Raw genomic sequence first — 17,687 nt, forward strand, 5'->3', positions numbered from 1 at the left:
GGGTCACACCAGCTGCGATTCGCGGCCGGCCCAGTAGGGGTCGCGCAGCTGTCTCTTGATGAGCTTGCCGGTCGGCGTACGCGGGAAGTCGTCGACGAAGTCGATCGAGCGCGGCACCTTGTACCGGGCGAGGTTCTCGGTGCAGAAGGCGATGAGCTCCTTCTCCAGCTCCGGACCCGGCGTCACGCCCTCGGCGGGCTGCACCGCCGCCTTGATCTCCTCGCCCAGGTCGTCATTGGGTACGCCGAACACCGCGGCGTCGCCGACCTTCGGGTGCTGCAGCAGCACGGCCTCGGTCTCGGCGGGGTAGATGTTGACGCCCCCGGCGATGATCATGTCGACCTTGCGGTCGCGGAGGAACAGGAAGCCGTCGTCGTCGAGCTCGCCCGCGTCGCCGACCGTGAAGAAGCCCTGGTCGTTCCAGCTCTTCTTGGTCTTCTCCGGGTCGCCGTGGTACTCGAACGTGCGGTCGCCCATCTTCATCCAGACGGTGCCGATCCGGCCGTTGGGCAGCTCGTTGCCGTCGTCGTCGAGGATCTTGATGGTGCTGCCCGGCCACGCGACACCGACGGTGCCGGGCTTCTTCAGCCAGTCGTCGGGGCTGGCGACGGTGCCGCCGCCCTCGGTCGCGGCGTAGTACTCCCAGATGACCGGACCCCACCACGCGAGCATCTTGTGCTTGGTCGGCACCGGGCACGGGGCGGCACTGTGGATGACGTGGCGCAACGACGACACGTCGTAGGACGCGCGCACGTCGTCGGGCAGCTGCAGCATCCGGTGGAACATCGTCGGCACCATGTGGCTGGTGGTCACGCGGTAGCGCTGGATGCGCTCGAGCGTGCCTTCCGGCGTCCACCTGTCCATGAGCACGACGCCGTGGCCGGAGTGCAGCGCGTTGATCGTGAACTGCGCGACGGCCGTGTGGTAGAGCGGCGCGACGGTGATGTGCACGTTGTCGCCGTGCGGCTCGATGCCGAACAGCATGTGCAGGAACGTGCCGAACTCCGCCATCGTGTCGGGGTCGAGGTCGGGCAGCGGTCGCTTGACGCCCTTGGGCCGGCCGGTGGTGCCCGACGTGTAGTTCATCAGCGCGCCGGCCTTGCGGTCGTCGGGCGCGCTCGTCGGCTGCCCGACGGTCAGCTCGACGTAGGGGCGGTAGCCCTCGATGCTGCCGACCGCGAACCGCGCGCTCTCCGGCAGCGACATCTCGCTGCCCGCCCGCACGGCCTCGGCGGCGAAGCGCTCGTGCGCGATGAACGCCTTGGCGCCGGAGTCCTCGACGATGTAGGCGATCTCCGGGCCGACGAGGTGGAAGTTGACCGGCACCATGTGCCAGCCGGCCTGCTGCACCGCGAGCAGCACCTCGATGAACTCCCGGCCGTTCGGCAGCAGCACGGCGACCACGTCGCCGGGTGCCAGCCCGATGGCCCGCAGGCCGTGTACCAACTGGTTGGCCGACACGAGCAGGTCACCCGCGGTGTGTTCGGCACCGTCGGGCTCGACCAGTGTCATGCGCTGCGGATCCGCGGCGGCGATGCTCCAGAAACCCAGCGACGACACGGGTGCTCCCTCCGGACCGGCGGACGAGCCGCAGACTAGAACGTGTTCTCGTTCCGGGCAAGGCTAGGCGTATCGGACCGGCAGCCGTTTGATGCCGTGGATGAACGACGAGCGCAGCCGGTCCGGCGGTCCCAGCGGCGCGATGTCGGGCATCCGGTCGGCGATCGCCTCGAACAGGATCCCGATCTCCGCCCGGGCGAGGTTGGCCCCCAGGCAGAAGTGCGGGCCACCGCCGCCGAACGCGACGTGCTCGTTGCTCTCGCGGGTGACGTCGAAGACGTCCGGGTCGGCGATCGCGGCCGTGTCGCGGTTGCCCGAGGGGTAGAAGATCGCGACCCGGTCCCCCGCGCGGATCTGCTGGCCGCCGAGCACGGTGTCGGACATCGCGGTGCGCTGGAACACGACGACCGGCGTCGCCCACCGGATGATCTCCTCGACCGCGGTCTCCAGCGGCCGGTCCGTCTTGAACTTCTCCCACTGGTCCGGGTGGTCGAAGAACGCCTGCATGCCGTGGGTGATGGCGTTGCGGGTGGTCTCGTTGCCGGCGACCGCGAGCAGCAGGAAGAACTGGTCGAACTGGTCGACGGTCAGGTTGTCGCCGTCGACGTCGGCCTGCAGCAGCTTGGTGATGATGTCGTCCTTGGGCTCGCGCTGGCGCAGCTCGGCGAGCTCGTTGGCGTACATGTAGGTCTCGGTGGCGGCGATCATGCCGTCTTCCGGCGTGTTCGTGAACTCCGGGTCGTCGAACCCGATCAGCCGGTTGGACAGGTCGAAGATCTTGCCGCGGTCCTCGGCGGGGATGCCGATCAGCTCGCAGATCGCCAGCAGCGGGAGCTCGGACGCGACGTCCTGGACGAAGTCGCCCTCGCCCTTGGCCAGCGCCCGGTCGACGATCTGGTCGGCGAACTCACGCAGCCGCGGCTCCATGGCCCGGATCTGCCGGGGGGTGAAGACGCGCTGGACGATGTTGCGCAGCGCCGTGTGCTCCGGCGGATCCATGTTGATCATCAGCAGGCGCATCCCGGCGAGCGACTCCTCGTCGTCGCGCCCGTTGCCGGTGTGCACGAACGACCCGCGCTCGTACGACGAGAAGATCTTGGGCTGCCTGGACACCTCGACGATGTCCTCGTGCCGGGTCACCGCCCAGAAGCCCTCACCCCACGCGCCCGGCTGGTCGTGCCAGAAGATCGGCTGCTCCTCACGCATCCGCGCGAACTCCGCCAGCGGTACGCCGGACAGGAAGCGGTCCGGGTCGTTGAGGTCGATGTCGACCGGGCAGCGCGGCCGCGACTGCTCGACGGGTGCGCTCATGAGGTCTCCTCCAGGACGGGCAGGGCCGCGACGGCGCGTGCGTAGTCCGCGCGCAGGGCGTCGACGACCTCGCGGACGCTGCGGGTGCGGGTCATCGACCCGACCAGCTGACCGATCGGCGTGCCGAGCAGCTCTTCCTTGCCGGCCGCCCGGATTCGCGCCTGGGCATCGGCGTTGAGCATGTACTGCAGCGGCATGCCGAGTGGAGCGGGAGTCTCCGGGTCGTCCCAGGCCTCGGTCCACTCGGTGCGCAGCAGCCGGGCGGGCTTGCCGGTGTAGGAACGCGAGCGGACCGCGTCGTTGGACGCGGCGGCGTGGAACTTGCGGTACATGGCCTCCGGCTGGCCGCACTCGAAGGTGTCGAGCCAGATCGAGCCGGTCCACACACCCTGCGCGCCCAAGGCCAGGGCCGCGGCGATCTGCCGGCCACTGCCGATGCCGCCCGCGGCCAGCACCGGCGCCGGCGCGACCGCGTCGACCACCTCCGGGGTGAGGACCATCGTCGCGACCTCGCCGGTGTGACCGCCGGCTTCGGTGCCCTGCGCGACGATGATGTCCACCCCGCGGGCGCGCTGCTTGAGCGCCTGGTCCTTGCGGCCCACCAGCGCGGCGACCTTCACTCCGTGGCGGTGCGCCTCGTCGACGATGTCCTGCGGCGGCGGGCCCAGGGCGTTGACGAGGATCTTGATGTCGCGCTCGAGCGCCAGCTCGACCTGGGGGCGCGCGGTGGTGTCGGTCCAGCCGAGCAGGTCGAGCGGCTTCTCGACGTCGTCGGGCAACGGCGGCACGCCGTGCTCCTGCAGCAGGCGCTCGACGAAGTCGCGGTGCTCCTGCGGGATCATCTTCTCGAGCATCCCGTGCAGCTCGGTGAGCTCCATGCCCGCGATCGCCTCGGTCTTTGCGGGCATGACGATGTCGACGCCGTAGGGCTTGCCGCCGACCTCCTTGTCGAGGTAGTCGAGCGCATCGCGCAGCTCGTCGGGTGTGAAGCGCACGGCGCCGAGCACGCCCATGCCGCCCGCGTTGGTGACGGCGGCCACCACCTCCGGCATGTAGCTGAAGGCGAACAGCGCGATGTCCATGCCGAACTCGTCGGACAGCGGTGTGCGCATGTTGCTTCCTATCGGTCGGTGCTGACGATGAGCCCGCTGGTCGGCACCCCGGTGCCGGCCGTGACGACGACGTTGTCGACGTCCGGGACCTGGTTGACGGACGTGCCACGGACCTGCCGGACCGCCTCGGCAATGCCGTTCATGCCGTGCAGGTAGGCCTCGCCGAGCTGGCCCCCGTGGGTGTTGACCGGCAGCCGGCCGCCGAGCTCGATGGCACCGTCGGCGATGAAGTCCTTGGCCTCCCCGCGCTTGCAGAAGCCGAACTCCTCCAGCTGCTGCAGCACGAACGGCGTGAAGTGGTCGTAGATGACGGCGGTCTGCACGTCGTCGGGCCCGATGCCGGACTGGGCCCACAGCTGCTCGGCGACCAGACCCATCTCCGGCAGGCCGCCGATGTCGTCGCGGTAGTAGCTGATCATCGACTCCTGGCCCTGGGCCGACCCCTGCGCGGCCCCGGCGATGACCGCCGGCGGGTGCGGCAGGTCACGCGCCCGCTCGACCGTGGTGACGACCAGCGCCTGCCCGCCGTCGGTCTCCTGGCAGCAGTCGAGCAGCCGCAGCGGGTCGACGATCAGCCGGGAGGCCTGGTGGTCCTCGAGCGTGATCGGCTTGCCGTAGAACCACGCGGCCGGGTTGGTCGCGGCGTGCTTGCGGTCGGCCACGCTGACCCGGCCGAAGTCCTCGCTGGTCGCGCCGTACTCGTGCATGTAGCGGCGGGCGAACATCGCGACCCAGGCCGCCGGGGTCATCAGACCGAACGTGCTGACCCAGCTCATCGCGACGCCCTCGGCGGTGGGCTCGCTGCGGGAGATACCGGAGCCGAAGCGGTGGCCGGACCGCTCGTTGAACGCGCGGTAGCAGACGACGGTGTCGGCGACGCCGGTCGCGACGGCGAGGGCGGCCTGCTGCACGGTCGCGCAGGCCGCGCCCCCGCCGTAGGCGATGCGCGAGAAGAACGTCAGGTCGCCGAGCCCGGCGGCCCGGGCCACCTGGATCTCTGGGTTGGTCTCCATCGTGAACGTCGTCAGACCGTCGACCTCCGACGGCTCCAGACCGGCGTCGGCGACGGCGGCGCGCACCGCCTCGGCGGCGAGCTGCAGCTCGGACCGGCCCGAGTCCTTCGAGAACTCCGTGGCGCCGATCCCGACGATCGCCGCCTGCCGGGCGAAGGAGCGTGTCATGCCGGGATCAGCACGGTGACCGTGCCCGTCACGTGGTCGCCGAGGGAGTTGCGGCCACGCACGGCGACGGTGACGAGCGGCCCCTCCGCGGTGTCCTCGACGGTGCTGACCGTGCCGGACAGCGTGAGCGCATCGCCGGCGTAGTTGGGCACCCCGAGCCGGATCGACGCGTGCTTGACGATCGCGTCGGGCCCGGTCCAGTCGGTGACGAGGCGGATGCAGTAGCCGTTGCTCGTCAGGATGTTCGTGAAGATCGTCTTGGACCCGCGCTCCTGGGCGGCGGCGATGTCGTGGTGCACGTCCTGGTAGTCGCGCGTGGCGATCGCGGTGGCGACGATGTTGCGGACGCTCGCGTCGATGGTCAGCTCCGGCAGCACGTCACCGACGGCCGGCTTCGTCGCGAGCGTCATGCCGCGGCCTCGGCCGGCTCGGCGGGGCGGAAGACCGGCAGCACCTGGCCGCCCGGCACCTCCTGGAAGTCGAGCCGCACCGGCAGCCCGACGTGCACCCGGTCGTGGTCGACACCGGCCGCCAGCTCGCTGACGATGCGCACGCCTTCGTCGAGCTCGACGAGCAGCACCGTGTGCGGCAGCACGACGCCGGGCAGCGGCGGGTAGTGATGCGTCACGTGGCTGTAGACGCGACCGCGACCGCTCGCCACGACGTAGCCCTGCTCGGTGCTGCCGCAGCGTGCGCACATCGGCGCCGGCGGGTGCCGAAGCATGCCGCAGCCGTTGCACTGCTGGATCCGCAGCTCGCGCCCCGCGACCCCCTCCCAGAAGAACGCGTTGTCGCGCCCGATCGCCGGGGCCACCCGGCTGCCGACGTCAGCCCCGCCGGCCGCGGTCGACTCTGCGGCCGGCGGCTTGAACTTCAACAGCCGCATCCGGCCGATGCCGACGACCTCGCCGTCGCCGGTCATGTAGTCGTGCCGCACGGTCGTGAAGTAGCCCATGCCGAGTGCTGTCTTCTTCTCCTCCGACAGGTCTTCGGCGTAGGACCGCACGCTGATGCGCTCGCCGTGGCGCAGCTCCCGGAGGTAGTCGTGCTCGTAGTTGACCGCGACCACCGACGTGTAGCCGGCCTCGTCGAGCCGCTTGATGACCTCGTCGTTGGGGCCGGGCCGGCTCGGGTCGCGCGGCGCATCCATGGTCCAGGTCTGCAGCATCCCCGGTGGCGCGATGAGGTGGCCCCGGCGCGACGCGCGCGCGTAGTCCTCGTCCAGGTAGGCCGGATTGGTGTCGCCCAACGCCTGGCACCAGTGGTGGACCATCGGCAGGTTGACCGGGTCCCGCCCGACGCGCACCGGCCCGGGAGTGCCGTCCAGGAACGCCCGCGCCTCATCGATCGCGGTCATCCGAGCAGGCCTCCCACGAGGGATCACGACGATGTCGTCCGGTGCCGGAAAACGTAGGCGAGCACGCTCGCCCGGGTCAAGAACGTGTTCTAGTTTTGCAGGGTACGCCGTTCTTGCCGGTGCGCTAGAACAGGTACTACTTTTGCGACATGCCTGAACCCGTGATCGTCACCGCTGCCCGCACCCCGATCGGCAAGCGCAACGGCCATCTGTCCTCCTTGCACGCCACCAAGATCCTCGGTGCCGCGCAGCAGGAAGTCGTGAAGCGCGCGGGCATCTCGCCGGAGGCCGTCGAGCAGGTCGTCGGTGGCTGTGTCACCCAGGCCGGTGAGCAGGGGTTCAACATCACCCGCGGCTCCTGGCTGGCAGCCGGCCTCCCCTACACGACCGGCGCGACGACGATCGACTGCCAGTGCGGCTCGGCGCAACAGGCCAACCACCTCGTCGCAGGTCTCATCAGCGCCGGCGCCATCGACGTCGGCATCGCCTGCGGGATCGAGGCGATGAGCCGCGTGGGTCTCGGTGCCAACGTGCTCAACGGCCCCGGTACCCCGCGCGCCGACGACTGGGACATCGACCTGCCCAACCAGTTCGAGGCGGCCGAGCGGATCGCCCAGCGGCGCGGCATCACGCGCGCCGACGTCGACGCCTTCGGCCTGCGCTCGCAGCAGAACGCCAAGCGGGCCTGGGACGAGCAGCGGTTCGACCGCGAGGTGTTCGCGATGGAGGCCCCGGTCCTCGATGCCGAGGGCAAGCCGACCGGAGAGACCCGCATCGTCGACCGCGACCAGGGACTGCGCGACACGACGGCCGAGGGCCTGGCCAAGCTCGCGCCGGTCATGCCCGACGGCGTACACACCGCGGGCACGTCGTCGCAGATCTCCGACGGCGCCGCCGCCGTCATGTGGATGTCGCGCGAGCGGGCCTCTGCGGAAGGGCTGCGACCGCGGGCCCGCATCAGGGCGATGGCGCTGGTCGGCGCCGAGCCCTACTACCACCTCGACGGTCCGGTGCAGGCCACCGAGACGGTGCTGCGCAAGGCCGGCATGAGCATCGGCGACATCGACCTGTTCGAGGTCAACGAGGCATTCGCGTCGGTCGTGCTGTCGTGGGCGTCGCAGCACGAGCCCGACATGGACAAGGTCAACGTCAACGGCGGCGCGATCGCGCTCGGTCACCCGGTGGGCTCGACCGGCAGCCGGCTCATCACCACCGCGTTGCACGAGCTCGAGCGCACGGACAAGCAGTTCGCGCTCGTCACGATGTGCGCCGGCGGGGCGCTGTCGACGGCAACGATCCTCGAGCGCCTCTGACGCGCCTGGCTACGGGCGCAGCTCGTAGATGAGGTTGAACGGCGTACGCGTCGCCTCGCGGGCGCGGGTGAAGCCCGCCTCGCGGGCCAGCGCGAGCGTCTGTGCCGGACCGGCCTGGTTGCCGAGACCGGCGCACGGCTCGGCCGACAGGCCGCTCGGCAGGCACAGCAGCACCGACGCCGCGGCATAGACCCGGCCGACGGGGTTGAGCGCATCCTCGACCGTGTCGCCGCCCATCGGCTCGACGAGCAGCACCCAGCCGTCGGGGTGCAACGCGGCGCGCGCGGCGCGCAAGGCACCGAGCGGGTCGGGCATGTCGTGAAGGCAGTCGAAGTAGGTGATCAGGTCGTACTCACCGGACAGGTCCAACGCGCTCCCGGTCCGGAAGCTCACCCGGTCACCGAGCCCCTCGGCGACCGCCTTGCCGGTCGCCGCCTCGATCGACTCCCGGTGGTAGTCCAGCCCCACGAAGGTCGACGCGGGATATGCCGCCGCCAGGATGCGCGTCGACGCGCCGAACCCGCAGCCGACGTCGGCCACCCGCGCCCCGGCCTGCAGCCGCTCCTCCAGCCCGGTCAGCGCCGGGATCCACATCGGCGTGAGGAAGTTGAGGTACGTCGGCCGGAAGAAGCGCTCGGTCCCGTGGAAGACGTCGGGATGGTGCTCGTGCCAGCCCATGCCCGCACCGGTGCGAAACGCATCCGTGATGCGGTCCAGCGCCCGGGTGGACGCCGTCAGGTTCTGCAAGCCGCCGGCAAGGTAGGCCGGGCTGTCGGGATGGCAGAACGCCTCCGCCTGCTCCGGCGAGAGCCGGTAGCGGCCGTCACCGGCGTAGTCGATGTAGCCGGACGCGGCCATGGCGAGCAGCCACTCGCGCAGGTAGCGCTCGGACAGCCCGGTGCGTTCCGCCAGCTCGTCGGACGTCACCGCCCCGGTCGACTCGAGCGTCTCGAACAGACCGTGCCGGTCGCCGATGAGCGCCAGGGGCACGGCGAGTGCGGCGCCCATGTCGTTGACCAGCCGATGGAGCAGCTCCTCCATCCGCTGCTCGTCGACCGGTTGCGGTCCGGCCGGAGGCCTCGCCTCGGGGATGACCTGCAGGTCTGGCGATGTGCTGAGCTGATCGGCCATCACGGCCTCCGTGGGAGAAGCAGCTCGCTGAAGTGGCTCAGTATGGGGAGCGGGCTAACGGCCCGTCCAGGCCCCGAAACCGGTGCGTATCGGGTGCCCGCCGCATTCGTATCCGTGTCGCACTACGCCCTTCTCTCCGCCAGCACGGTCTCCGCGAGCCTCGTCGCGGTGTTGTCCTGCGCCATCGTGTCGTCGGGCGTCAACAGGCCCCAGTCCTTGAAGATGACCGCGAGCCTGCCCATGATCACGGCGAACCGGAACGCCGCGAACACCTCGTAGTAGTCGAGGTTGTCCAGCCGGATGCCGCTGCGCTCCTCGTAGCGCGCGACGGTCTCCGCCTTGCTCGGGAAGCCGTCCAGCCGGGGCACGCCGCAGGCCTCGCTGTGGTGCCGGTCCAGGTACATCGCCCACGTCACATCGACCGCCGGCGCCGCGACCTCGACCATCTCCCAGTCCAGAACGGCGACCGGGGCGCCGGCGGCGTCGTACATCACGTTGCCGATCCGCGCGTCGCCCCACGTGAGCACCTGCCGCTCGGCGTCGGGAGCGTGCGCGCGCAGCCAGCCCAGCGCCCGGCGCGCGACCGGCACCGGCTCATCCCGCTCGACCGAGGCGAGGAACCGTTCGTAGTAGTCGAGCTGCGCGGTCAGTCCACCGGCCGGCAGGTCGAGGTCGAGGGCGGGCCAGTCGACGCGGTGCAGGTCCGCGATCGTGTCGATGCAGCCCCACCAGATGCGCGCCCGGTGCTCCGGCGTGACCCCGTGCAGCCACCCGTCGACGTGGTAGGGCGGGTTGTCGGGCGGCACCACGCCCTGCACCTCGTCCATGACGAAGAACGGCGCACCGAGCAGCGAGTCGTCGGTCTCGTACCACCGCACCGCGGGCACCGGGATCGTCGTGTGCTGCCGCAGCGCCCGCAGGACGCGGTACTGCCGGTCGAAAGCCGGGTCCGGGAACAGCGTGTAGCCGCTCGGCGCGACCCGGACGACGTACGACGCGGCGCGGGGGTCCCCGTCTTCGGTCCAGCTCGCGTCGAGAATCAGCGTCTCGTTGGAGAAGCCGGTGGCGCCCGGTCCGCGCAGCTCGCCGACGGCGACCTCGCCGTCGGCGTGCACCCGCGGCGCCAGCCAGGCCGCCAGCTGCTTGCGGGTCCGCGCCGGGTCGCGCTGGGCGGGGATCGGCATGGCTCTCCTCGGCGGCGCACTGACTGGCCTGCGGCACAAAAACTAGAATGCGTTCTAGCAGGAGTCGCCTGCCGCTGCTAGGTTTTCGGCGGCGCTCGACGGGAGGCTTCATGGGCAGGCAGCTCAACGTGACGGTCGAATCAACCTGCATCAGCTCCGGCTACTGCCGCAACACCTTGCCCGACGTCTTCGTCGAGGGGCCCAACCGCCGATCGGTGGTGACGCACAACCCGGTCGAGGAGTCGCCGAAGCTGCAGGAGGCGATGGAGGGCTGCCCGGTCGAAGCGATCAGTGCGGTCGACGCCGAGACCGGCGAGGTGGTCTTTCCGTGAGCGAGGAGCACCTGCTCGTCGAGCATGCCGACCATGTCCTGACGCTGCGGATGAACCGGCCGGAGGCGAAGAACGCCTTCTCCCCCAACATGCTCGCGCGCATGGCGGAGGCGTGGGAGCGCGCCGACGCCGACGACGACATCCACTGCGTGATCCTGACCGGGTCCGACGACGTGTTCTGCGCCGGCGCCGACCTCAAGGCGATGATGAGCGACCCACCACCGGGCGACGAGTACGCCAAGCGGTTCCGCGAGGACGCCGACCTGGCCTGGCGCGCGCTGCTGCGCCACTACCGGCTGGCCAAGCCGCTGATCGCCGCCGTCGAAGGACCGGCGATCGCCGGCGGCACCGAGATCCTGCAGGCGACCGACATCCGCGTGGCCGGCGAGTCGGCGACGTTCGGGGTCGCAGAGGTACGCCGGGGGCTGTTCCCCCTCGGCGGCTCCACCGTCCGGCTGCGGCGGCAAATCCCTTACCCGGTCGCCGCCGAGATGCTGTTGACCGGCAAGACCATCACCGCGCAGGAGGCGCTGTCCTACGGGCTGATCGGCTCGGTCGTCCCGGACGGCAAGGCGCTGAGCCACGCGCAGGAGATCGCCGCGCAGATCTGCGCCAACGGACCGCTGGCGGTCAAGGCCATCAAGCGGTCGCTCACCGAGACCGAAGGGCTGCCCGAGAAGCAGGCCCTGGAGGTCGAGCTCGAGATCGGCATGCCGATCTTCGCGACCGAGGACGCCCGCGAAGGCCCCCGCGCCTTCGCCGAGAAGCGGGCGCCCCACTTCGTCGGGCGCTGAAACCCGCCCGTCAGGACGGCGGGGCGAAGAACTCCAGGGCGTTGCCATCGGGATCGCGGAAGGACAGACCCGAGCCGTACGACGCGTCGACGATGCCGCCGTTGGCGTAGCCGAGCTCGTCGAGCCGCCGTTGCCAAGCCTCCAGATCGGCACGACTGCCGCAGTGGAAGCCGACGTGGTCGAGCCCGATCCGGAACTCGCTGAACTCGTCGCCCGCCGGCGTCTTGCCAGGGTGCTCGTGGATCCCGACCAACGTCCCGCCGGGCAGCATCCACACGACGTGCCGCCAGGGCCCGGTGTCCTCGTCGATGACCGGTTCGGCGCCGAAGAGATCGGCGTACCACGGCTTGCTCAGGTCGCAGCTGCGGACGGTCAGCGCAACATGTCCGAGCGCGGGAAAATCGGCCATGCTCGCCCCTCGTGGTCGACGGCCCCGGCCGGGCGCCGGGGCGCTTCGCTGCACCTCACCACGAGAATGACTGAATCGCAATACATAACTCGCACTACGAGTAACCGGTCAGCCCCGGGCTGGCAACGGCAGGACCCGCGCCATGACGGACGTCAGGGCAGGATTCCGGACACCCTCAGCTGCGCGACGACCGCTTCTGCTGCCTGCTCCGCCGTCATCGTCACCGTGTCGACCCGCAGCTCGGGTGACTCCGGGGCTTCGTAGGGCGAGTCGATGCCCGTGAAGTTCGGCAGCTCGCCGCGGCGCGCCTTGGCGTAGAGCCCCTTCACGTCCCGCTGCTCTGCATCGGCCAACGGAGTGTCGACGTGCACCTCGACGAACTCGCCCTCGTCGACCAGCGCCCGGGCCATCCGCCGCTCGGCCCGGAAGGGCGAGATGAACGACACCAGCACGATCAGCCCGGCGTCGACCATGAGCCGGGAGACCTCCGCGACCCGGCGGATGTTCTCGACCCGGTCGGCCTCCGTGAAGCCGAGGTCCTTGTTCAGCCCGTGCCGCACGTTGTCGCCGTCGAGCAGGTAGGTGTGCGCCCCCAGGGCGTGCAGCCGCTTCTCGACGAGGTTAGCGATCGTCGACTTGCCCGCACCCGACAGGCCGGTGAACCACACGACCGCCGGGCGGTGCCCCTTCAGCTCGGCATGCGCGACCTTGTTGACCTCGACCGCCTGCCAGTGCACGTTGTCCGACCGGCGCAGCGCGAAGTGCAGCAGGCCGGCGCCGACGGTGTTGTTGGTCAACCGGTCGACGACGATGAAGCCGCCCATCTCCCGGTTGTCGGCGTAGGCATCGAAGGCCACCGGACGGTCGAGGTGCACGTTGCAGACGCCGATCTCGTTCAGCGCCAGCGTCGTGGCCGCGACGTGCTCCAGCGTGTTGACGTCGACGCGGTGCTTCGGCCGCGAGATCGACCCACCGACGGTGCGCGCGCCGATCTTGACGAGGTAGGGCCGGCCCGGCAGCATCTCGTGCTCGCCCATCCAGACGACGTGCGCCTCGAACTGGTCGGCGCTGCCCGCCGGCGCGTCGCCCGCGCACAGCACGTCGCCACGGCTGCAGTCGATCTCGTCCGCGAGGGCGATCGTCACCGACTGGCCGGCCACCGCTTGGTCCAGGTCGCCGTCCATCGTCACGATGCGCGCGACGCGGCTCGTCGTGCCGGCCGGTACGACGCGCACGGGGTCGCCCACGCGGACGGTGCCGCCCACGATCTCGCCGGAGAAGCCGCGGAAGTCGAGGTTCGGCCGGTTGACCCACTGCACGGGCATCCGGAAAGGCCCCGCCTGCCGTTGGTCGGACACCTGCACGGTCTCCAGGAAGCCCATCAGCGTCGGACCGGCGTACCACGGTGTGTGGTCGGACAAGGACGTGATGTTGTCGCCGCGCAGCGCCGACACGGGGATGCACGTGACGTCGTCGATTCCGATCTCGGCGGCGAACGCGCGGTAGTCGGCCTCGATCCGGTCGAAGGCGTCCTGCGAGTAGTCGACGAGGTCGAGCTTGTTGATCGCGACCGCGACGGTGCGGATGCCGAGGAGCGAGACGAGGTAGCTGTGCCGGCGGGTCTGGGTCAGCACGCCGTTGCGCGCGTCGACCAGGATCACCGCCACGTCGGCGGTCGAGGCACCGGTAACCATGTTGCGGGTGTACTGCTCGTGCCCGGGCGTGTCGGCGACGATGAACTTGCGGCGGTCGGTCGAGAAGAACCGGTAGGCCACGTCGATCGTGATGCCCTGCTCGCGCTCGGCGCCGAGCCCGTCGACCAGCAGCGCGAAGTCGAGGTCGCCGCCCTGGGTGCCGACCTTCTTCGAGTCGATCTCGAGTGCGGCCAGGTGGTCCTCGAAGACCATGTGCGACTCGTAGAGCAGCCGGCCGATCAGCGTGCTCTTGCCGTCGTCGACGCTGCCGCAGGTGATGAAGCGCAGCAGGCTCTTGTGCTGGTGCGCGTGCAGGTAGGCGTCGATGTCCTGCGCGATCAGGTCGGAGACGTGGGCCATCAGAAGTAGCCCTCTTGCTTCTTCTTCTCCATGGAGCCCGACGAGTCGAAGTCGATGACCCTGCCCTGTCGCTCGGACGTCGTGGTGAGCAGCATCTCCTGGATGATCGCCGGCAGCGTGTCGGCGGTGCTCTCGACGGCACCGGTCAGCGGGTAGCAGCCGAGGGTGCGAAAGCGCACGCTCTTCATCGTCGGCTGCTCGTCGGGCAGCAGCGGCATCCGGTCGTCGTCGACCATGATCAGCGTGCCGTCGCGCTCGACGACAGGTCGTTCCGCCGCGAAGTACAGCGGCACGATCGGGATCTGCTCGAGGTGGATGTACTGCCACACGTCGAGCTCGGTCCAGTTGGACAGCGGGAAGACGCGGATGTTCTCCCCCGCGTTGTGCCGCACGTTGTAGAGGCTCCACAGCTCGGGCCGCTGCTGCTTGGGATCCCAGCGGTGCTGCGCCGAACGGATCGAGAAGACACGCTCCTTGGCGCGTGACTTCTCCTCGTCGCGGCGCGCCCCGCCGAACGCCACATCGAAGCCGTGGAGGTCGAGCGCCTGCTTGAGCCCCTCGGTCTTCCACATGTCGGTGTGCACCGACGAGCCGTGCGTGAAGGGGTTGATGCCGAGCCTGACGCACTCGGGGTTCTGGTGCACCAGCAGGTCGAGGCCGAGGTCGGCGACCAGCTTGTCGCGGAAGGCGTACATCTCCCGGAACTTCCACGTGGTGTCCACGTGCAGCAGCGGGAACGGCGGCTTCGACGGGTAGAAGGCCTTCAACGCCAGCCGCAGCATGACCGCGCTGTCCTTGCCGACGGAGTAGAGCATCACCGGCCGCTCGCTCTCGGCGACGGCCTCGCGCATGATGCGGATGCTCTCGGACTCCAGTCGCTGCAGGTGCGTCAGTGCTGGTGCGGCCATGGTGGTCACGGAAACAGGGTAGAAGTAGAACGTGTTCTATCGTGAGGCCGGTCGCCTAGGCTGCTGCGGTGCTCCCGGTCCACCTCGACACGATCCGCCTTTTCCTGCACGTGCTCGGCGCGACGATCTGGGTCGGCGGGCAGCTGACGCTCGCCGGGCTGGTGCCCGTGCTGCGTCGCATCTCGCCCGACGCGCCGCGCGAGGCGGCACGGCGGTTCAACGTCATCGGTTGGAGCGCGTTCGCGCTGCTCGTCGCGACCGGGATCTGGAACATCACCGCGCTGGGTGACCACGTGAGCGACAGCTATCGCGCCACGCTGTCGGCCAAGCTCGTCGTCGTGGCGATCTCGGGCATCGCGGCCTTCCTGCACATCCGGGCGACCTCGCGCCGGGGTCTCGCCGTCTGGGGCGCGCTGACCGGGCTGTCGGCGCTGGGCGCGCTGTTCCTCGGGATGCTGCTCGGCTCCTGACACCGTCAGGTGGCGAAGACCTGACCGTCGCGCACGGTCACCGGCAACGACTGCAGCGGGCGGGCAGCCGGCCCCCGGACGACCGCGCCGGTCGTGGCGTCGAAGACCGACCCGTGGCACGGGCACTCGAGCCGTGACCCGGCCGGTGAGACGGTGCAGCCCTGGTGGGTGCAGATGGGGCTGAACGCCGCCGCCGTGTCGGCAGTCGGCCGGCCGACGATGATCGACGCGCCGCCCGGCACGGTCACCGACACCGCCTCGCCGACCGGGATCGCGTCGAGCGCGACCAAGGGGTCGGAGGTGGACAGCCGGATGGCGGGCGAGGCGCCCCGCCCCGCGCTCGCACAGCCGGTGAGGACGGCCGCGCAGACGGCGCAGGCTCCGGCCAGCAGGCCGCGGCGCGAAACCGCAGGGGTCACGCCGCCCCCGCCATCGGCAGCTGTCCGCCGCGCGGGCTCTCCGCCCGGATCAGCACCAACGTGGCCACGAAGCCGGCCAGCGCGAAGTAGGCGCCCACCCGGAACGCCGAGTCCCAACCGTGCACGGTCGCCTGCTGCAGCAACGCGAGCTTCGCCTGCTGTGTCGGCGGCCCGGACAGTCCGGCGAGCAGGCTGTGCAGCCGGTGGTCGAACGCCGAGCCGAACACCGTGATCAGCGCGGAGAGCCCGAGCGTGCCGCCCACCTGCTGGCCGACGTTGAGCATCGCCGACGCGATGCCGCTGTCCTCGGGCGCGACACCGGCGACGGCGCCCAGCGTGATGGGCACGAAGATCAGCCCCATCCCCGCGGCGATCATCAGCATCGGCGGCACGATGCCGGTCGCGTAGGTCGAATGGACGCTCAGGTGGGAGAGCAACCACAGCCCGCCACCGGCGAGCAGCGTGCCGCTCGCGATGAGGTTGCGCGGGGCCAGCTTGGTCACCAGCCGGCTCGCCACCTGGGCCATCACCACGATCACCGCGCTCACCGGCAGGAACGCGAAGCCGGCCTTCAGCGGCGAGAAGCCCAGCACCTCCTGCACGAACTGCGTGAGGAAGAAGAACATCGCGAACACTGCGGCACCCACGATGAGCATCACGACGTAGGTGCCGACCCGGGTCCGGTCACGGAAGAGCCGCAGCGGCATCAGTGGCTGCGGCGTACGCGCCTCCACGACGACGAACGCGACGAGCAGGGGTACGGCGACGGCCAGCGCGACCACGGTGACCGCGTCGCTCCACCCGTCGCTCGCGGCGTGAATCAGCCCGTAGACGAGGCTCGCCATGCCGAGCGTCGACGTCAGCGCGCCGGCGATGTCGAGCCGGCCGGTGCTGCGCGCGTTGTCGTCGGTGACGAACGGCGCGGCGACGGCCAGCGCGATCCCGATCGGGGCGTTGACGAACAGCACCCAGCGCCAGGACAGGGCGTCGGTCAGCACGCCACCGAGGATCAGCCCGATCGCGGCCCCCGCGCCGGAGACCGCGGCGTAGACACCGAACGCCTTGTTGCGCGCCGGCCCCTCCGCGAACGTCGTCGTGATCAGCGCGAGCGCGGTCGGCGAGGCGATCGCGCCGCCGATGCCCTGCAGCGCCCGCATCGCGAGAAGCATCGTCTGGTCCTGCGCGAACCCGCCGGCGAGGCTCGCCAGCGCGAACAGCAGCACGCCGGTGATGAACATGCGCCGCCGGCCGAACAGGTCACCCATGCGCCCGCCGAGCAGCAGCAGGCCGCCGAAGGTCAGCGTGTAGGCGTTGAGCACCCAGGCGAGCGAGGTCTGGCTGAAGTGCAGCGCGTCGCGGATGTGCGGCAGCGCGATGTTCACGATGGTGGCGTCGAGCACGACCATCAGCTGTGCGCTGGCGATCACGCCCAGGGCCAGCCCCGGGTGCGGTCGCCGGCGCCCGCCGCCTGCGTCGACGTCAGGCCGGTCGGGGCTGAACGTGGTCATCAGGCCAACCTAACCGCCGCGGCCGACCGCGGCGGGCGGTGTGATCACCGTCACCCCCGGCCGGGTGGCGACCCCTGCACCGGGTATGCCGCTGGCATGAGCAACGTCGCCGAGAACCTCACCGACAAGGTCCGCGAGACGGCCCATCGCGAGGCCGCGGAGTACACACAGGGCGAGGACCGGCCCCTGGCCGGTTACACCGCCACGATGGGCACCTACGCGCTGACCGCCGCCGCGCTCGTCGCCGCCAGCCGGCTGATGGGCCGGCGCGGACCGGCAGCGGTGCCGTGGGCCGACCTGGCGCTCTCGTCGCTCGCGACGTTCAAGCTGTCACGGCTGATCGCCAGGGACCCGGTCACCAGCCCGCTACGCGCGCCGTTCACCCACTACGACGGGCTGACCGGCCCCTCCGAGCTGCACGAGGAGCCCCGCGAGGACAGCACCTGGCGGCACGCGATCGGCGAGCTGCTGACCTGCCCGTTCTGCGTGTCGCAGTGGGTGGCCACCGGCTTCGTGAGCGGCCTGGTGCTGGCCCCGCGGTTCACCCGGCTCGCGGCCTCGACGTTCGGCGTGGTGGCGGTGTCCGACTTCCTGCAGTTCGCGCACGCGGCGATCGAGCAGGCCACCGGCGAGGCCAAGTAGTC

Annotated in this window: 18 protein-coding genes; 5 read left to right on the top strand and 13 right to left on the bottom strand. The window is 70.5% G+C overall.

The genetic code is table 11. The annotated features are described in order from the left end of the window. Window positions 1–3: 3 nt before the first annotated feature. The 6 genes from VFJ21_09725 to VFJ21_09750 form a co-directional block, all read right to left on the bottom strand. Window positions 4–1,560 carry an acyl-CoA synthetase gene (locus VFJ21_09725; GenBank protein ID HET7407395.1) on the bottom strand — a complete coding sequence of 519 codons (1,557 nt, stop codon included), beginning with the start codon at window positions 1,558–1,560 and terminating at the stop codon, window positions 4–6. Window positions 1,561–1,623: 63 nt separating this feature from the next. Then, entirely contained in the window at window positions 1,624–2,871 is a 1,248-nt protein-coding gene (locus VFJ21_09730; GenBank protein HET7407396.1) for a cytochrome P450, read from the bottom strand. Next, window positions 2,868–3,983: a nitronate monooxygenase gene (locus tag VFJ21_09735; GenBank protein HET7407397.1), complete on the bottom strand. Its 1,116-nt coding sequence runs from the start codon at window positions 3,981–3,983 to the stop codon at window positions 2,868–2,870. Before VFJ21_09735 ends, VFJ21_09730 begins: the two co-directional genes overlap by 4 nt. Window positions 3,984–3,991: 8 nt before the next feature. Then, window positions 3,992–5,164 carry a lipid-transfer protein gene (locus VFJ21_09740; protein HET7407398.1) on the bottom strand — a complete coding sequence of 391 codons (1,173 nt, stop codon included), beginning with the start codon at window positions 5,162–5,164 and terminating at the stop codon, window positions 3,992–3,994. Continuing rightward, a complete protein-coding gene (locus VFJ21_09745) occupies window positions 5,161–5,574 on the bottom strand; it encodes a hypothetical protein (protein ID HET7407399.1) in 414 nt (137 codons plus the stop codon). The genes VFJ21_09740 and VFJ21_09745 overlap by 4 nt, the downstream gene beginning before the upstream one ends. Then, window positions 5,571–6,521: a MaoC family dehydratase N-terminal domain-containing protein gene (locus VFJ21_09750; GenBank protein HET7407400.1), complete on the bottom strand. Its 951-nt coding sequence runs from the start codon at window positions 6,519–6,521 to the stop codon at window positions 5,571–5,573. The genes VFJ21_09745 and VFJ21_09750 overlap by 4 nt, the downstream gene beginning before the upstream one ends. A 149-nt stretch (window positions 6,522–6,670) precedes the next feature. On the opposite strand from VFJ21_09750, the gene VFJ21_09755 reads away from it, so the two are divergent. Then, complete coding sequence (locus VFJ21_09755) at window positions 6,671–7,834, top strand: steroid 3-ketoacyl-CoA thiolase (protein ID HET7407401.1); 1,164 nt, start codon at window positions 6,671–6,673, stop codon at window positions 7,832–7,834. A gap of 9 nt (window positions 7,835–7,843) precedes the next feature. Here VFJ21_09755 and VFJ21_09760 read toward each other — a convergent pair whose 3' ends face one another. Both VFJ21_09760 and VFJ21_09765 read right to left on the bottom strand, forming a co-directional pair. After that, window positions 7,844–8,965: a methyltransferase domain-containing protein gene (locus VFJ21_09760; GenBank protein ID HET7407402.1), complete on the bottom strand. Its 1,122-nt coding sequence runs from the start codon at window positions 8,963–8,965 to the stop codon at window positions 7,844–7,846. Window positions 8,966–9,087: 122 nt separating this feature from the next. After that, complete coding sequence (locus VFJ21_09765) at window positions 9,088–10,149, bottom strand: phosphotransferase family protein (GenBank protein HET7407403.1); 1,062 nt, start codon at window positions 10,147–10,149, stop codon at window positions 9,088–9,090. 128 nt (window positions 10,150–10,277) lie between these two features. Between VFJ21_09765 and VFJ21_09770 the strand changes: the two genes are divergently transcribed. After that, window positions 10,278–10,481, top strand: coding sequence for a ferredoxin (locus tag VFJ21_09770; GenBank protein ID HET7407404.1), 204 nt, complete (start codon window positions 10,278–10,280; stop codon window positions 10,479–10,481). Next, the gene (locus VFJ21_09775; GenBank protein ID HET7407405.1) at window positions 10,478–11,275 is read left to right on the top strand and encodes a crotonase/enoyl-CoA hydratase family protein; all 798 of its coding nucleotides are present in this window, start codon (window positions 10,478–10,480) and stop codon (window positions 11,273–11,275) included. Before VFJ21_09770 ends, VFJ21_09775 begins: the two co-directional genes overlap by 4 nt. A gap of 10 nt (window positions 11,276–11,285) precedes the next feature. Here the strand turns inward: VFJ21_09775 and VFJ21_09780 are convergent, their stop codons facing one another. From VFJ21_09780 to cysD, 3 genes are all read right to left on the bottom strand, one after another. Further along, window positions 11,286–11,684 (bottom strand): VOC family protein, encoded by a 399-nt coding sequence (locus VFJ21_09780; protein HET7407406.1) that lies wholly within the window; start codon window positions 11,682–11,684, stop codon window positions 11,286–11,288. 152 nt (window positions 11,685–11,836) lie between these two features. Further along, the gene (gene cysN, locus VFJ21_09785; GenBank protein ID HET7407407.1) at window positions 11,837–13,738 is read right to left on the bottom strand and encodes a sulfate adenylyltransferase subunit CysN; all 1,902 of its coding nucleotides are present in this window, start codon (window positions 13,736–13,738) and stop codon (window positions 11,837–11,839) included. Further along, the gene (cysD, locus tag VFJ21_09790) at window positions 13,738–14,646 is read right to left on the bottom strand and encodes a sulfate adenylyltransferase subunit CysD (GenBank protein HET7407408.1); all 909 of its coding nucleotides are present in this window, start codon (window positions 14,644–14,646) and stop codon (window positions 13,738–13,740) included. Before cysD ends, cysN begins: the two co-directional genes overlap by 1 nt. Window positions 14,647–14,714: 68 nt before the next feature. On the opposite strand from cysD, the gene VFJ21_09795 reads away from it, so the two are divergent. Then, window positions 14,715–15,116 carry a hypothetical protein gene (locus VFJ21_09795; protein ID HET7407409.1) on the top strand — a complete coding sequence of 134 codons (402 nt, stop codon included), beginning with the start codon at window positions 14,715–14,717 and terminating at the stop codon, window positions 15,114–15,116. Between the two features lie 5 nt (window positions 15,117–15,121). Here the strand turns inward: VFJ21_09795 and VFJ21_09800 are convergent, their stop codons facing one another. Beyond that, window positions 15,122–15,535 (bottom strand): Rieske (2Fe-2S) protein, encoded by a 414-nt coding sequence (locus VFJ21_09800; protein HET7407410.1) that lies wholly within the window; start codon window positions 15,533–15,535, stop codon window positions 15,122–15,124. Beyond that, window positions 15,532–17,043: an MFS transporter gene (locus VFJ21_09805; GenBank protein ID HET7407411.1), complete on the bottom strand. Its 1,512-nt coding sequence runs from the start codon at window positions 17,041–17,043 to the stop codon at window positions 15,532–15,534. Before VFJ21_09805 ends, VFJ21_09800 begins: the two co-directional genes overlap by 4 nt. Before the next feature lie 96 nt (window positions 17,044–17,139). Here VFJ21_09805 and VFJ21_09810 point away from each other — a divergent pair, with 96 nt between their 5' ends. After that, window positions 17,140–17,685, top strand: a complete 546-nt coding sequence (locus VFJ21_09810) for a DUF1360 domain-containing protein (GenBank protein HET7407412.1) — start codon at window positions 17,140–17,142, stop codon at window positions 17,683–17,685. Window positions 17,686–17,687: the final 2 nt, after the last annotated feature.

It is taken from the genome of Mycobacteriales bacterium (genome assembly GCA_035690485.1).
GTDB lineage: Bacteria > Actinomycetota > Actinomycetes > JAFAQI01 > DASSKL01 > DASSKL01.

Bases quoted from the DNA above. Each gene is read 5' to 3' on its own strand.
- VFJ21_09755 (HET7407401.1), top strand. From the start codon at position 6,671: ATGCCTGAACCCGTGATCGTCACCGCTGCCCGCACCCCGATCGGCAAG.
- VFJ21_09765 (HET7407403.1), bottom strand. From the start codon at position 10,149: ATGCCGATCCCCGCCCAGCGCGACCCGGCGCGGACCCGCAAGCAGCTG.
- VFJ21_09735 (HET7407397.1), bottom strand. From the start codon at position 3,983: ATGCGCACACCGCTGTCCGACGAGTTCGGCATGGACATCGCGCTGTTC.
- VFJ21_09760 (HET7407402.1), bottom strand. From the start codon at position 8,965: ATGGCCGATCAGCTCAGCACATCGCCAGACCTGCAGGTCATCCCCGAG.
- VFJ21_09740 (HET7407398.1), bottom strand. From the start codon at position 5,164: ATGACACGCTCCTTCGCCCGGCAGGCGGCGATCGTCGGGATCGGCGCC.
- cysN (HET7407407.1), bottom strand. From the start codon at position 13,738: ATGGCCCACGTCTCCGACCTGATCGCGCAGGACATCGACGCCTACCTG.
- VFJ21_09750 (HET7407400.1), bottom strand. From the start codon at position 6,521: ATGACCGCGATCGATGAGGCGCGGGCGTTCCTGGACGGCACTCCCGGG.
- VFJ21_09745 (HET7407399.1), bottom strand. From the start codon at position 5,574: ATGACGCTCGCGACGAAGCCGGCCGTCGGTGACGTGCTGCCGGAGCTG.
- VFJ21_09730 (HET7407396.1), bottom strand. From the start codon at position 2,871: ATGAGCGCACCCGTCGAGCAGTCGCGGCCGCGCTGCCCGGTCGACATC.
- VFJ21_09780 (HET7407406.1), bottom strand. From the start codon at position 11,684: ATGGCCGATTTTCCCGCGCTCGGACATGTTGCGCTGACCGTCCGCAGC.
- VFJ21_09810 (HET7407412.1), top strand. From the start codon at position 17,140: ATGAGCAACGTCGCCGAGAACCTCACCGACAAGGTCCGCGAGACGGCC.
- VFJ21_09805 (HET7407411.1), bottom strand. From the start codon at position 17,043: ATGACCACGTTCAGCCCCGACCGGCCTGACGTCGACGCAGGCGGCGGG.
- cysD (HET7407408.1), bottom strand. From the start codon at position 14,646: ATGGCCGCACCAGCACTGACGCACCTGCAGCGACTGGAGTCCGAGAGC.